We start from the raw sequence: 13358 nt of genomic DNA, 5'->3' as shown, positions 1-13358 counted from the left end.
GCTCCGGGAGCATGCGAGGGGGCGAGGGGGAGGCTTCGGCGGGCCGGCGGTTCGTCGGTGTGCTGCTCGGATGCCTCAGTCCCCTTCTCTTCCTGGTCTCCGGCCCCGTCCTCGGCCCCTTCCTGCTGTGGCCCCGCGCGCGGCCCGTCCTGATGGCCGGGGTCCGGCGGCTGGCCGCCCTGGAGCGGAGGCGCCGCTCGGTCTTCTTCGGCGACCGGTTCCCCGGCGCGTACGAAGTCCCCGACCGGCGGCTCCTCCGGTACCTCGCCGCCCGGGTGGGGGCCGGTCTGGTGACCGCGATCGTGCTCGGGCTCCTCGTCTTCGGCGAGGTCCTGGCCGTCCTGCTCGTCCGGGGCGTCGTCCGGGGCTCGCTCGGCTGGACCGAACTCCTCGGCCAGCTGCTGCTCGGCGGTGTCCTGCTCTTCCTCGACGTCCAGGGCCTGTACGCGCTGACCGCCCTCGACGCCCGCCTCGCGCGCGCGTGCTTCGGCCCCTCCGAGCAGGAGCTGCTGCGCCGCCGCATCGACGAGCTCGCCCTCAGCCGGGCGGCCGTGGTCCAGGCCGTGGACACCGAGCGCCGGCGGATCGAGCGCGACCTCCACGACGGCGTCCAGCAGCGGCTGGTGGCCCTGGCCATGCTGCTGGGCAGGGCGCGCCGGGGCCGGGAGCGCGACCCGGAGCAGGCGGACGCGCTGCTGCGGCAGGCGCACCGGGAGGCCCAGGACGTCCTGGCCGAGCTGCGGGACGTGGCCTGGCGGGTGTACCCCGCGGCCCTCGACAGCCTGGGCCTCGAAGAGGCGCTGGGCGGGGTGGCGCAGCGCTGCGGGATCCCGCTGCGCGTCCGCTTCGAGGCGGGGGACGGGCCGCTGCCCCGGCCGGTGGAGACCGCCGCGTACTTCGTGGTGTCGGAGGCCGTCACCAACGCCGCCAAGCATTCCGCCGCCTCCGCCGTCTCCGTGCGTGTCACACGCGTCGGCCCGCTGCTCACCGTGCGGGTCGAGGACGACGGCCGGGGCGGCGCGGACCCGGCGGGCAGCGGGCTCACCGGGCTGCGCAGCCGGGTCGCCGCGCTGGACGGGACCCTGCGCGTCGACAGCCCCCTCGGGGGACCCACCACTCTTGTCGCGGAGCTGCCGTGCGCGTGATCCTGGCCGAGGACTCGACCCTGCTGCGGGAGGGCCTGGTGCGGCTGCTCGTCGAGGAGGGCCATGAGGTGCTCGCCGCGTTCGGCGACGCCGAGACCCTGGTCGCCGAGGTCGAGGCGCGGCGCCCGGACGTCGTGGTCGCCGACATCCGGATGCCGCCGACCCACACCGACGAGGGGCTGCGGGCCGCGGTGGAGATCCGCGAGCGGCTGCCGGGGACGGGGGTGCTCGTGCTCTCGCAGTACGTCGAGCGCAGCTACGCGGCCCGGCTCCTCGCGGCCGGCGCGGAACGGGTCGGCTATCTCCTCAAGGACCGGGTGGCGCAGGTCGAGGAGTTCCTCGACGCGCTGGAACGGATCCACGGGGGCGGGGCGGCGATCGACCCGCAGGTGGTGCACCAGCTCGTCGTCCGCAGCACGCACGCCGATCCGCTGGCCCGGCTCACCCCGCGCGAGCGGGAGGTCCTGGAGGTGCTGGCCCAGGGCTATACGAACGCGGCCATCGCCCGGCAGCTGCACCTCTCGCTGAGCGCGGTCGAGAAGTACCTGGGCGTCGTCTTCGACAAGCTGGAGCTCCACCGGACCGACGGCTACAGCCGGCGGATCCTGGCGGTGCTGCGTTACCTGGAGGCCTGAGCCCATTCCGCGAGGACCTCGTCCGTGTGCTCGCCGGGGAGCGGGGCGCGGCCCGGGGCGCCGGCCGGGGTGCGGTCGAAGCGGGAGGCGGGGGCGGGCTGCACGGTGTCGCCGACCTCCACGAACGCGCCGCGCGCGGCGAGCTGGTGGTGCTCGGCCGCCTCGGCGGCGGTGAGGACGGGGGCCACTCCGGCGTCCACGGCGTCGAAGAGCTTCACCCAGTGCGCACGGTCGCGGGTGGCGAAGCGGGCGGCGATCAGGGCGCGCAGCTCCGGCCAGGCGGCCGCGTCGGCGCGGTCGGGGAGGTTGTCCTCCTCGGTGAGGCCCAGCTGTTCCAGGAGGTTCTGGTAGAGCCGGGGTTCGATGGCGGCGACGGCGAGGTGCAGGCCGTCGGCGGCCGCGTAGAAGGTGTAGTGCGGGGCGTCGGTGACGGTGTGGTTGCCGGGGACCGCGCGCCACTGGTGGATCAGGGTGGCGATCAGGGCGGCGCCGTCGGCGAGGGCGGTGTCGACGACCTGGCCCCGGCCGGAGCGCTCCCGTTCGTGGAGTGCGGCGAGCAGCCCGTGCACATGGGCGTTGGCGCCGCCGGCGAAGCTGGAGAGGTACGCGGTCGGGGGCGGGACCGGCGTCCCGGTCACCGGGTCGGCGTCGAGGGCTCCGGTCAGGGCGAGCACGGCGAGGTCGTGGGCGGCGCGTCCGGCCCACTCGCCCTGGCCGCCCCAGCCGCTGAGCCGCCCGTACACCAGGCGCGGGTTGCGGGCGTGGGCGGCGGCGGGGCCGATGCCGAGGCGGTCGGCGACGCCGGGGCGGAAGCCCTCGACGAGGATGTCGGCGTGCTCGGCGAGCGCGAGCGCCCGCTCGGTCCCTTCGGGGCTCTTGAGGTCGAGGGCGACCGAACGGCGGCCGCGGGAGAGCGGGTTCTCCGGGGGGCGTGCGCCCTCGGGGGCTGCGGGCGCCCTGTCGACGCGTACGACGTCGGCGCCGAGACCGGACAGGACGGTGCCGACGAACGCGGTGGGCGCCGAGCCCGCGAATTCCAGTACGCGTACTCCGGTCAGCGGTCCGGTCATGGCCAACTCCCTTGAATTCATGGATCGGTGATGTCCTCCACGCTATTCGGCGGAGCTCCGGAGAGGACTGCGGAGATCCGTAGCGCCGGGAATTCGCCAGCGCCGGAGACTGGGTGAATTCCCCCTTCTCCGCTGTCGAAAGGAATGACGCATGGCCGTCGTCTACACCGCCGAGGTCGCTTCCACCGGAGACGGGCGCAACGGCGCCGTGCGCTCCTCCGACGGTCTCCTCGACCTGCCGCTGTCGAGCCCCAAGGCCGTCGGCGGCTCCGGCACCGCGACCAACCCCGAGCAGCTCTTCGCCGCGGGCTACGCCGCCTGCTTCCACAGCGCGCTCCGGGTCTCCGCCCGCGAGTCCAGGACCGCGCTCACGGACGACACCGTCACCGCCGAGGTGGCGCTGCACAAGGAGGACGGCGGCTTCCACCTGTCGGTGGTCCTCACCGTCGAACTGCCCGGCCTCGACGCCGCCGAGGCGCGGCGGCTCGCCGACGCCGCCCACGGCCGCTGCCCGTACTCGAAGGCGATCCGGGGGAATGTCGAGGTGCGGATCGACCTCGCCGGCTGAACCGCCCCGCGGGAAAGGGAAGAGCCCCCGTGATCCACGGGGGCTCTTCCCTTTCGGTTTCCGCCGTCAGCGCTTCGCCGCGGCCGCGGCCGCCGCCGCGGCCGGGAGTGCCTCGACCACCCGGCTCACGGCCCGGTCGTCGTGCGAGGCCGAGATGAACCAGGCCTCGAACGGCGAGGGCGGCAGATAGACGCCCTGCCGCAGCAGTGCGTGGAAGAACGGCGTGTAGCGGTACGCCTCGGTCGCGCGGACCCCGTCGAAGTCCACGACCTCGTCCTCCCCGAAGAAGACCGAGAACATGGTGCCGGAGTACTGCAGCCGGTGCGCCACGCCCTCCTTGGTGAGGGCGGCGGAGACCTCGGCGCCGATCGTGGCCGAGACCTGGTCGAGCCGCTCGTACACCTCGGGGGTGCTGTGCCGCAGGGTGGCGAGGCCGGCGGCGGTGGCGACCGGGTTCCCGGAGAGGGTGCCCGCCTGGTAGACGGGGCCCGCCGGGGCGAGGTGGGCCATGACGTCCGCGCGGCCGCCGAAGGCCGCCGCCGGGAAGCCGCCGCCCATGACCTTGCCGAAGGTCAGCAGGTCGGGGGCGACGCCGTCGCGGCCGTACCAGCCCGAGCGGCTGGCCCGGAAGCCGGTCATGACCTCGTCGGAGATGAAGAGCGCGCCGTGGCGGGCGGTGATCTCCTTGAGGCCGGCGTTGAAGCCGGGCAGCGGGGGAACCGCGCCCATGTTGCCGGGGGCCGCCTCGGTGATGACGGCGGCGATCTCCTCGCCGATCTCGGCGAAGACCTTCTCGACCGCCGCCAGGTCGTTGTACGGCAGGACGATCGTGTCGCTCGCCTGGGCGCCGGTGACGCCCGGGGTGTCGGGCAGCGCGAAGGTCGCGAGGCCGGAGCCGGCGGACGCGAGCAGCGCGTCCACGTGGCCGTGGTAGCAGCCGGCGAACTTCACGATCTTGCTGCGGCCGGTGAAGCCGCGGGCGAGGCGGATCGCCGACATCGTGGCCTCGGTGCCGGAGCTGACCAGGCGGACCTGCTCGACCGGGGCGACCCGGTCGACGATCTCCTCGGCGAGTTCGACCTCCCCGGTGGACGGCGCCCCGAAGGAGGTGCCCCGTTCCAGGGCCCGGGTGACCGCCTCGACGACGGCCGGGTGGCGGTGGCCGAGGATCATCGGACCCCAGGAGCAGATGAGGTCGACGTACTCGTTCCCGTCGCTGTCGGTGAGGTACGGGCCCTCGGCGGAGGCGATGAACCGGGGGGTGCCGCCGACAGCTCCGAAGGCCCGGACCGGCGAGTTGACGCCGCCGGGGGTGACCTTGCGGGCGCGCTCGAAGAGGGCCTTGCTGTGCGTCTCCGTACCGCTCATCGTCCGGCCTCCTCGGCGGTCTCGAAGCTCAGAGCGGCGTCCAGGACGACCGCGCCCTTCGCGAGGACCCGCACCGGATTGAGGTCGAGGGCGAAGCCGGCCGGCCAGTCCTGGACCAGTTCGCCGACCTTGTGGAGGAGTGCGGCGGCGGCTTCGACGTCGACGGCGTCGCGGCCGCGGGCCCCGGCGAGTATCTTCGCGCCGCGCAGGCCGGCGAGGAGCTCGGCGCCCTCGCCCGGGGCGAGCGGCAGGAGCCGGTGGCCGACGTCGTCGAGGACCTCGGTGAAGATGCCGCCGAGACCGGCGGTGAGCACCGGGCCCAGGTCGGTGGTGTGGACGCCGACGATCAACTCGACGCCTTCGCCGACGCGTTCCTCGACGAGCACCTGGCCGCCGAGCGCGGCGAGCCGCTCGTACGCCCCGGGCGCGGTGTCGGCGGTGACGCCGATCTCGACGCCACCGGCCTCCGTCTTGTGGAGCAGGCCGGGGACGACGGCCTTGAGCACCGCCGTACCGCCGACCTCGGCGACGGCCGCCGCCGCGTCCTCGGCGTCCGCCGCGATCCGGCCCTTGGGCACGGCGATCCCGGCCTCGGCGAGGAGCGCCTTCAGCTGCGGCTCCGTGGCCTCGGCGCCGGGGCCGGGCACGGTCCCGGGGCGCGGTGCCTCCGGGAGCGTACGGGGACGGCTGACCTCCCAGAGGGCGGCGGCGGCGCGCAGGGCACGGGCCGGGGTGGGGTACTCGGGGAGGCCGGCCTCGCGCAGGTCGCGGGGGGCGTCGGGGGCGAGGAAGTCGGCGCCGGTGCGGGCGACGAGGATGGGCTTTCCGCCCTTCTGGGCGGCGCGGGAGAGGGCGTTGACGGCCTTCTCGACGTCGGGTCCCGCCATCACGCAGAAGGCGGCGACGATGATGTCGACGGTCTCGTCCGCGATGAGGACGTCGAGGGAGCGGTCGAAGAGGGACGGGTCGCTGAGGACGGTGGCCGTGATGTCGACCGGGTTGTCGATGGCCCCGAAGGCGGGGACGATCTCGGCGAGCGCCTCCTTGCTGCGCGGCTCCAGGGCGCTGAGCTCCAGGCCGTGGGCCTCGACGGCGTCGGCGGCGAGGATGCCGGAGCCGCCGGAGGTGGTGACGACGGCGACGCGGTTGCCGGCGGGGCGCCGCTCGGACTCGAAGACCCGGGCCACGTCGAGGAGTTCGTCGATGTCGTCGACGCGGACGATGCCGAGGCCGCGCAGGGCCGCGTCGAGGACGCGGTCGTCGGTGGCGAGGGCGCCGGTGTGCGAGGCGGCGGCGCGGCCGCCGGCCTCCGTACGGCCGGACTTGAGGAGGGCGACGGGCTTGCCGGAGCCGGCGAGCTCGCGGAGGGTCCCGATGTCCGGGGTGTCCTCCAGGTAGCCGAGGAGCCCGGTGACCTCGGGGACGGCGGAGAGTTCGCGGAGGACTTCGAGGGCGGTGACATCGGCGTCGTTGCCGGTGCTGACCACCCAGCCAGGGCGCAGACCGCGCTCCAGGGCGAGGCTGGCGGCGCCGAAGCCGAGGGCGCCGCTCTGGCTGACGAAGGCGAGGGTGCCGGGCTCGAAGGGCACGGACTCGGCGCCGAAGAGCGGGCTGAAGGTGGCGAGGACCCGGTTCTCGTAGCCGACGGCACCGATGCAGTTGGGGCCGATGATCCGCAGGCCGCCCGCGCGGGCCTTGGCGACGACCTCCGCCTGGAGGCGGGCGCCCTCCTCGCCGGTCTCGGCGAAGCCGGAGGAGGCGATGACGGCGAGCTTGACGCCGGCGGCGACGCAGTCGTCGACGGCGCCGGGGACCCGCTCGGCGGAGACCATGATCAGGGCCAGGTCGACGGGGCCGGGGGCGTCCTTGACGCTGGGGTACGCGGGGACGCCGAGGATCTCCGGCGAGCGCGGGTTGACCGGCAGGATGCGGCCCTTGTAGCCGTACCGGAGGAGGTAGTCGAGCGGCTTGCGGCCCAGGGCGCCGGGGCGCTCGCTGGCCCCGATGACGGCGATGGATTCGGCTTCCCAGAGGGCCGAGATGTCACTCATGCGATGGCCTCGATCTTCTTCTCGTTCGGGTCGTTCGTGTCGCTGTCGTGGGGAGGTTCCGCCGCGGCGAAGAGGCGGGTGAAGGCGGCGATGTGCCGGGCGCCGTCCGGGTCGGCCGCGAGCTCCCGCACCAGGACGGTGGGCTGGTGCAGGGCCTTGTCGACGATGCGGCGGACGCTGCGGCCGATCTCCTGCCGCGCCGCGCCGTCGAGCCCGTCGAGACGGCGGGCGAGCCGGTCGAGCTCGGCCTCGGCCGCCTCGGTGGCGGCGGTGCGCAGGGCGGTGAGGACGGGCTTGGCGCCGGCGAGCCGGAGGCCGGTGCGGAACTGCTCGACCTCGGCGTCGATCAGCTCGTGCGCGGCCTGGACGCTGGCGGCGGAGATCTCGTCCTCCTGGCCCTCCTCCGCGATCCGGCGCAGGTCGACGAAGGTGACGCCGGGCAGTTCCGCCGCCGTGGGGGCGATGTTGTGCGGCAGGGACAGGTCGAGCAGGAACAGCTCGCGGCCGTCCCGGGCGGCGAGCGCCTCCTCGACGTGCCGGGCGGTGACGAGGTGGCCGGTGGCGGCGGTGGCGCCGACGACGACGTCCACCTCGGTGAGCAGCCGGGGCACGTCGTCGAGGTCGTAGCCCACTCCTCCGGTGGTCTCGGCGAGCCGCTGGGCCTTCTCCGGGGTGCGGTTGGCGACGTGCACCCGGTCGAGGCCGGAGCGGCGCAGCGCGGCGACGACGACGCCGGCGAAGGCGCCGGCGCCGATGACGAGGGCGGTCTTGCCGTGCAGGGAGCCGACCCGGCGCTCGAAGAAGCCGAGTCCTGCGGTGGCGAGGGAGCGGCCGGCCTCGTTGAGTCCGGTCTCGTTGCGGGCCCGCTTGCCGACGCGCAGGGCGGTCTGGACGGCCTTGGCGAGGACGCGGCCGGTGCGGTCGAGCCGTTGGGACCGTTCGAGGCCCAGTTTCACCTGGCCGAGGATCTGGTCCTCGCCGACCACGACCGATTCGAGTCCGGAGGCCACGGCGAAGAGGTGGCGTACGGCCCGGTCGGAGTGGTGGCTGTAGAGGTGCGGGGCGATCTCCTCGTGGTCGACGCCGGTGTGCTGGGCGAACAGCTCGCCGAGGCCGTCGAGTTCGTCGAGGTCGGTGGGGCCGCCCCGGGTCTCGGCGTAGATCTCCAGGCGGTTGCAGGTGGAGACGACGACGGCGGCGTCGATGCCGTCGACGGAGGTCGCGTCGGAGACGAGCTCCTCGGCGGGCCGGTCGGTGCCGGCGAGTCTCTCCAGGAGGTCGAGCGGGGCGCTGGCATGGCTGATGCCGAGGACCAGCACGGTGGAGGACGAGGTCACCGGGTCACCGGTCCAGACTCTGGGCGAACTCGGAGGCCCAGTAGGTGATGATCTGGGTGGCGCCGGCGCGGTGGATGGAGGCGAGGCTCTCGCGGACGACCTGGTCGCGGTCGATCCAGCCCTTGGCGGCGGCCGCCTCGACCATGGAGTACTCGCCGGAGACCTGGTAGGCGGAGACGGGCACCTGCACGTGGTCGGCGATGAGTCGCACGATGTCGAGGTAGGCGAGGGCGGGCTTGACCATGACGAGGTCGGCGCCCTCGGCGACGTCGAGCGAGACCTCCAGGAGGGATTCGCGGATGTTGCCGGGGAACTGCTGGTAGCCCTTGCGGTCGCCGCGCAGGGTGGACTCGACGGCGTCGCGGAAGGGGCCGTAGAAGTGCGAGGCGTACTTGGCGGAGTAGCCGAGGATGGCGACGGACTGGTGCCCGGCCCGGTCGAGGGCCTCGCGGATGCGGCGGACCTGGCCGTCCATCATGCCGCTGGGGGCGACGATCTGGGCGCCGGCGTCGGCCTGGACGACGGCGGCCTGCGCGTACAGCTCGATGCTGGCGTCGTTGTCGACGTCGCCGTTGGCGTCGAGGACGCCGGTGTGGCCGTGGTCGGTGTACTCGTCGAGGTTGATGTCGCCGATGATCACGGTGGAGTCGCCGACCTCGGCGGCGACGTCGCGCAGGGCGACCTGGAGGATGCCGTCGGGGTCGACGGCGCCGGTGCCTGTGGGGTCCTTGTGCTCGGGGATCCCGAAGAGGATGAGCCCGCCGACCCCGTTGGCGACGGCCTCGGCGGCGGCCTTGCGGAGGGTGTCGCGGGTGTGCTGGAAGACGCCCGGCATGGAGGGGATCTCACGCGGTTCGGTGAGGCCCTCGCGGAGGAAGAGGGGCTGGACGAGGTTGGCGGGGCCGACGCGGGTCTCGGCGGCGAAGCGGCGCAGCGCGGGGGTGCGGCGGAGCCGGCGCGGGCGGTAGTAGGGGGCGGCGGGGTCGGTGGCCGCGGTGTTGCGGCCGTAGGCGTCGTACGTCATGGGCGTGACTCCCTCGAAGGCGTGACGGCGTGCGGTGCATGACGGTGGGGGTACGGGCGCGGGGCGGTGCGTCGCGCCCCGGGCAGGGCCGGTCCTGCGGACACGGCATCTCCTAGAGGGCCGAGCCGAGGAAGACCTGCTCCAGGTGCTTGGCGACGGGCTCGTCGGGGCGGCTGAACCAGTAGCCGTGGCCGCTGCGCTGGAAGAGCTTCAGCTCGCCGAGCTGGACGAGGGTCTCCGCGAGCTTCACGGCGAGTCCGGCGGGGTCGATCACGGGCAGGCCGTGGAGCTCGTGGATGCCGAGGTGCCAGAGGATCTCGTTGGGGATGCCCTCGGCGGGGATGATGACCTCGGCCCCGGCCTCTGCGGCGCGCAGGGCGGCCGCCGAGTACACCTCGACGAACTCGTCGAAGTCGCCCTCCAGGGAGCGGTGCACGGAGTCCCAGCCGCCGGGCACGACCTCGTAGGAGCTGAGCGAGGACTCCAGGCGGTACTGGCGGATGTTGGCCCTGATCGGCTCCTCCAGGGGCGGCATGAAGCCGAGGACGCCGAAGCGCTGGCCGGTGAGCGCCGAGAGGAAGAAGGCCGTCTCGCCGTAGCCGAGGGTCGGGATGGAGGCGAGGTGGCGGGCGTCGCGCAGGCCGGGGTCCTGGCCGGCGGCGATCACCCAGGCGTCGTAGCCCTCCCGCTCAGCGACGAGCGCGGACTCGGAGAAGTGGCGGCTGAAGAGCACCTGGGCGGAGTGGTGGCCGACGAGGCCGAAGGGGGTGCGGTCGGGGTACGTGTCGGCCGGCAGGGTCTTGATGTCGACGGTGGTGCCGGGTGCGGCGATCGCGTCGAGGTGTTCGCGGTACCACTGGTCGAGCAGCGGCAGGCGTCCCTCAACGGTGTGCTTGTGAAACCAGATCCGCATGTGCGTCACCTTTCAGGGGTCGTGGTGCGACGTCGAGAAGTGATGCCTTGAGCAGGTAGTCGGTGGCGGCGCGGGGGTCCGCGGCGGTGCGCCGCAGGCCGGCGATCCGGGCGAGGAGTTCGGCGGGGCTGTCGAGGCCGGCCGTGCGGGCCTCGCTGCGCGGGAGGACCGCCGTCTCGACGATGGAGCGGCGGCGCGCGAGGGCCGCGTCGAGCGGGGCCTCGTCCCCGGTGCCGCCGTGCAGGACGGCGGCGAGGGCCCGGCCGGTCTCCACGGCGTCGTGGATCCCGCAGTTCATGTTGAGGCCGCCGGCGGTGGAGGTGAGGTGGGCCGCGTCCCCGGCGAACAGCACCCGGCCGGCCCGGTAGGCCGGCAGCAGGAAGCGGGCGAGCCGGTAGGTGTGCGCGTCGGTGATGCGCACGGCCCGTCCCGCGGCGCCCGGCAGGGCCTGCTCGACCCGGGCGCGGACGGCCTCGGGCGCGAGCACCTCGTCGCGGGGCGTCCCGCGCCGGATGCGGAAGATGAGCCGCCAGTGGTCGGGCATCCCGAGCGCGCTGAACGAGCCACGGGGGTCGCGGACGTAGGCCAGCGGGGCGAGCCCGGGGAGCAGTTCGTCGAGCGGGGAGTCGGTGACCACGCGCAGCGCGTAGTCGGGGTACTCCTCGGCCGTGCCGGGCAGTCCGGCGAGCTCGCGGAGCCGGCTGCGGCTGCCGTCGGCCGCCAGGACGTACGGGTGGTGGCCGACGGTCGCCCGCCCGGCCGCGTCCTCGGTGCGCAGCCGCACCCCGCCGCCGGTCTCGGTGGCGCCGGTGGCGGTGGCCCCGAACCGTACGTCGGCGAGGCCGGTCGCGGTGAGCGCGTCGAGCAGCAGCGGGGTGAGCCGGGCCTGTTCGACGTGGAGCCGGTAGGGGTGGCCGGTGTGTCCGGCGAGCAGTCCGTAGTCCAGTTCGGCGTGGACCGCGCCGTCCAGGTCGCGCCACTGGACGCGGTCGACGGTGCGGCCCTGGACGCGCAGGGCGGCCGCGACGCCGAGTTCGTCGAGGAGGTCGAGGGTCGCGGGGTGGAAGGTGGAGGCGCGGGACTCGGTGGCCAGCTCGTTCCTGGACTCCAGAACGGTCACCGGGATCCCGGCGCGGGCGAGGACGAGGGCGGCGGTCAGGCCCACCGGCCCGGCGCCGACGACGGCGACCGGCCCGTGGGGCGTCGCGCGGCCGCTCACGACACGGCCACGGCGGCGGCCCGCTCCGCGAGCCGGCGGAGCAGCGGGTGGGCGTCCGGTCCTTCGGCCGGGAGGCCGAGGGTGTCGCGGGCCCACCAGGCGCTCGCCAGGTTGGAGGTGAGCAGGGTGCGTCCGCTGTCGCGGCCGAGCTCGGCGAGCGCGTCGAAGGTGAACATGCCGGTGCCGGTGAACAACAGGGCCGCGTCCTCGGGAAGTTCGGCCTCCCGGACCTGGGCGACGAGTTCCTCGGTGGTGACGTCGTACGGGGAGAAGCGCGCGCCGGCCCGGATCTTGACGATCCGGTCGACCCTGAGTCCGGCCGACTCCCAGTAGGCGTGCGAGAGTTCGGTGAGCCAGGGCTCGTACGGCGAGATCAGGACGAGCCGTTCGGCGCCCACGGCCCGCGCGGTGTCGAGGATGGCCAGGGCGGCGGACCGTACGGGCGCTCCGAGGCGCTCGGAGAGCTCCGCGCAGAGCGCGCGGTCGCCTTCGGGGGTGAGGAGGTAGTGCGAACCGGTGCAGGAGACGACGGCCGCGTCGAGACGCAGTCCGCCGAAATTCCCGAGCACTTCGGGAAGCACGTCGTTGTACTTCTCCAGACGACCGCGCAGGTCTTTTCCGGGAAGCACCGGGAATCGTGATGTGTGGACATTCAATGCGGGGTTCACGAGGCTGCCGATCTCGGGTTCGGCGGCGGCGTTCCCGGACGGAACCACCACACCGAGTCGCGGCGCCGATTGCAGAGCCATGAACGAGTCTCTCCCATCCGTCGGTGCCATTGACATCACCGTACGGGCCGGGTGAGCCGTACTTCGATACGGGAATCCGCACCCCTTTGCGGTGCGCCCGGTTCCGGAAATGCGAACGGGGCCGCACCGTGAATACGGTGCGGCGCCGCCGACAGGAATATGGAATTCAGCTCGCCCGGGCCGCCTCGGCGACGAGTTCGTCGATCTTCGCGCGGCGGGTGAGTCCGCCGTTCACGGCCCAGTTCCCCTCCGGGATCTCGTTCACGACGAGCCAGACGACGGTGTCGGGGCCGGTCGCCGCGTGCACGTGCCGGGTGACCTCGACGGACAGCGCCTCGTTCCGCTCGGGGGTGAGGAAGCCCTCCAGGGGTGTGACGACGACCAGGACGCCCGGGGGCCGGCCGGCGCCGGTGGTCGCGAGCCCCTTGGCGGCCTCGCGGACGTACACCCAGGTCGCGGCGGCGAAGAACTCGGTGTGCGGCAGCTCCATGGCCGTGAGCACGGAGTCGGCGACCTGCTGCTGCAGGACCTCCGCGGCGGCCTCGGACAGGGTGCCCTCGGGAACGGTCATCTCGACCAGAGGCATGGTGACTCCCATCATCGGTGTGTGCGTCAGGAGGTGTGGATCAGCAGGCCAGCGCGGCTTCGAAGCGGTCGATGGCAGCGGCCAGCTGGGCGCGCCTGCGGATGTCGAGCTTCCGGTAGATCCGGGTGATGTGCAGCTCCACGGCCCGGGTGGAGACCGTGAAGGACTCGGCGATCTGCTTGTTGGTCAGGCCGTCGAGCATCATCGTGGCGATGCGCCGCTCGTGGGCGGTGAGCTCCTCTCGGGCGCCCGGCGGGGCGGTCGGCTCCTCGCGCGCGCCCGGAGGGGTGGGTGGCGTGAGGGAGGCCGGCACGCCCCCGCGTATTCGCTCGTGGGTCCCGGCCCCGCCGATGGACCGCTCGAGGCCGGCGAGCACCACGTGCCCCATGACGGCGTTCCATTCCCGGACCCGCAGTTCGCCGACGACCTGCGCCTGTGCGTACGGGTCGGCGTACAGGACCCGTAAGAGTGTGCGGCGGTCGGGTGCCTCGCAGACGAGGAATTCCCCGGTGCCGTCCCGCCATGGTCCGCCGCCGAGCAGGATGCCGCGCGCGGCCATTCTTTTCCAGTAGGCCCGGTGAGCCTCTCCGAAACTCAACCGGTCCGTCTCACTGCCACGGAAAACGAGTTCGACCACAAAAGCCACGTGCGACTCCCCCATTAAGGCCGGGTGTTTCCACTTGTGACGCTACC

13 protein-coding genes are annotated in these 13358 nt (G+C 73.7%); 3 read left to right on the top strand and 10 right to left on the bottom strand.

Translation table 11 applies throughout. From position 1 onward, the window contains the following. Positions 1-11: 11 nt before the first annotated feature. Positions 12-1145: a sensor histidine kinase gene (locus AB5J54_RS29410; RefSeq protein ID WP_369146920.1), complete on the top strand. Its 1134-nt coding sequence runs from the start codon at positions 12-14 to the stop codon at positions 1143-1145. Further along, on the top strand, positions 1136-1780 hold the full coding sequence (locus AB5J54_RS29405) for a response regulator (protein WP_369146919.1): 645 nt from the start codon (positions 1136-1138) through the stop codon (positions 1778-1780). The genes AB5J54_RS29410 and AB5J54_RS29405 overlap by 10 nt, the downstream gene beginning before the upstream one ends. Here AB5J54_RS29405 and AB5J54_RS29400 read toward each other — a convergent pair. Further along, complete coding sequence (locus tag AB5J54_RS29400; protein ID WP_369146918.1) at positions 1765-2850, bottom strand: CaiB/BaiF CoA transferase family protein; 1086 nt, start codon at positions 2848-2850, stop codon at positions 1765-1767. The genes AB5J54_RS29405 and AB5J54_RS29400 overlap by 16 nt on opposite strands. Positions 2851-3001: 151 nt before the next feature. Between AB5J54_RS29400 and AB5J54_RS29395 the strand changes: the two genes are divergently transcribed. Beyond that, positions 3002-3418 (top strand): organic hydroperoxide resistance protein, encoded by a 417-nt coding sequence (locus AB5J54_RS29395; RefSeq protein WP_369146917.1) that lies wholly within the window; start codon positions 3002-3004, stop codon positions 3416-3418. A 66-nt stretch (positions 3419-3484) separates the two neighbouring features. Here AB5J54_RS29395 and hemL read toward each other — a convergent pair whose 3' ends face one another. The 9 genes from hemL to AB5J54_RS29350 form a co-directional block, all read right to left on the bottom strand. After that, entirely contained in the window at positions 3485-4786 is a 1302-nt protein-coding gene (gene hemL, locus AB5J54_RS29390; protein ID WP_369146916.1) for a glutamate-1-semialdehyde 2,1-aminomutase, read from the bottom strand. Beyond that, positions 4783-6837 (bottom strand): acetate--CoA ligase family protein, encoded by a 2055-nt coding sequence (locus AB5J54_RS29385; RefSeq protein WP_369146915.1) that lies wholly within the window; start codon positions 6835-6837, stop codon positions 4783-4785. The genes hemL and AB5J54_RS29385 overlap by 4 nt, the downstream gene beginning before the upstream one ends. Further along, complete coding sequence (gene hemA / locus AB5J54_RS29380; RefSeq protein ID WP_369146914.1) at positions 6834-8174, bottom strand: glutamyl-tRNA reductase; 1341 nt, start codon at positions 8172-8174, stop codon at positions 6834-6836. Before hemA ends, AB5J54_RS29385 begins: the two co-directional genes overlap by 4 nt. Positions 8175-8178: 4 nt before the next feature. Then, complete coding sequence (hemB, locus tag AB5J54_RS29375; RefSeq protein ID WP_369146913.1) at positions 8179-9198, bottom strand: porphobilinogen synthase; 1020 nt, start codon at positions 9196-9198, stop codon at positions 8179-8181. 112 nt (positions 9199-9310) lie between these two features. Beyond that, complete coding sequence (locus tag AB5J54_RS29370; RefSeq protein ID WP_369146912.1) at positions 9311-10111, bottom strand: aspartate/glutamate racemase family protein; 801 nt, start codon at positions 10109-10111, stop codon at positions 9311-9313. Continuing rightward, on the bottom strand, positions 10080-11330 hold the full coding sequence (locus tag AB5J54_RS29365) for an FAD-dependent oxidoreductase (protein WP_369146911.1): 1251 nt from the start codon (positions 11328-11330) through the stop codon (positions 10080-10082). Before AB5J54_RS29365 ends, AB5J54_RS29370 begins: the two co-directional genes overlap by 32 nt. Further along, positions 11327-12079 (bottom strand): arylmalonate decarboxylase, encoded by a 753-nt coding sequence (locus AB5J54_RS29360; RefSeq protein ID WP_369146910.1) that lies wholly within the window; start codon positions 12077-12079, stop codon positions 11327-11329. Before AB5J54_RS29360 ends, AB5J54_RS29365 begins: the two co-directional genes overlap by 4 nt. Before the next feature lie 166 nt (positions 12080-12245). Beyond that, on the bottom strand, positions 12246-12665 hold the full coding sequence (locus AB5J54_RS29355) for a 4-oxalocrotonate tautomerase family protein (protein ID WP_369146909.1): 420 nt from the start codon (positions 12663-12665) through the stop codon (positions 12246-12248). A 40-nt stretch (positions 12666-12705) separates the two neighbouring features. Next, entirely contained in the window at positions 12706-13326 is a 621-nt protein-coding gene (locus AB5J54_RS29350) for a LuxR C-terminal-related transcriptional regulator (protein ID WP_369146908.1), read from the bottom strand. Between the last annotated feature and the right edge of the window lie 32 nt (positions 13327-13358).

It is taken from the genome of Streptomyces sp. R44, assembly GCF_041053105.1.
Classification (GTDB): Bacteria; Actinomycetota; Actinomycetes; order Streptomycetales; family Streptomycetaceae; genus Streptomyces.
The sequence above is the reverse complement of the archived record's forward strand: the minus strand, read 5'-3'. Positions and strand labels throughout refer to the sequence as shown.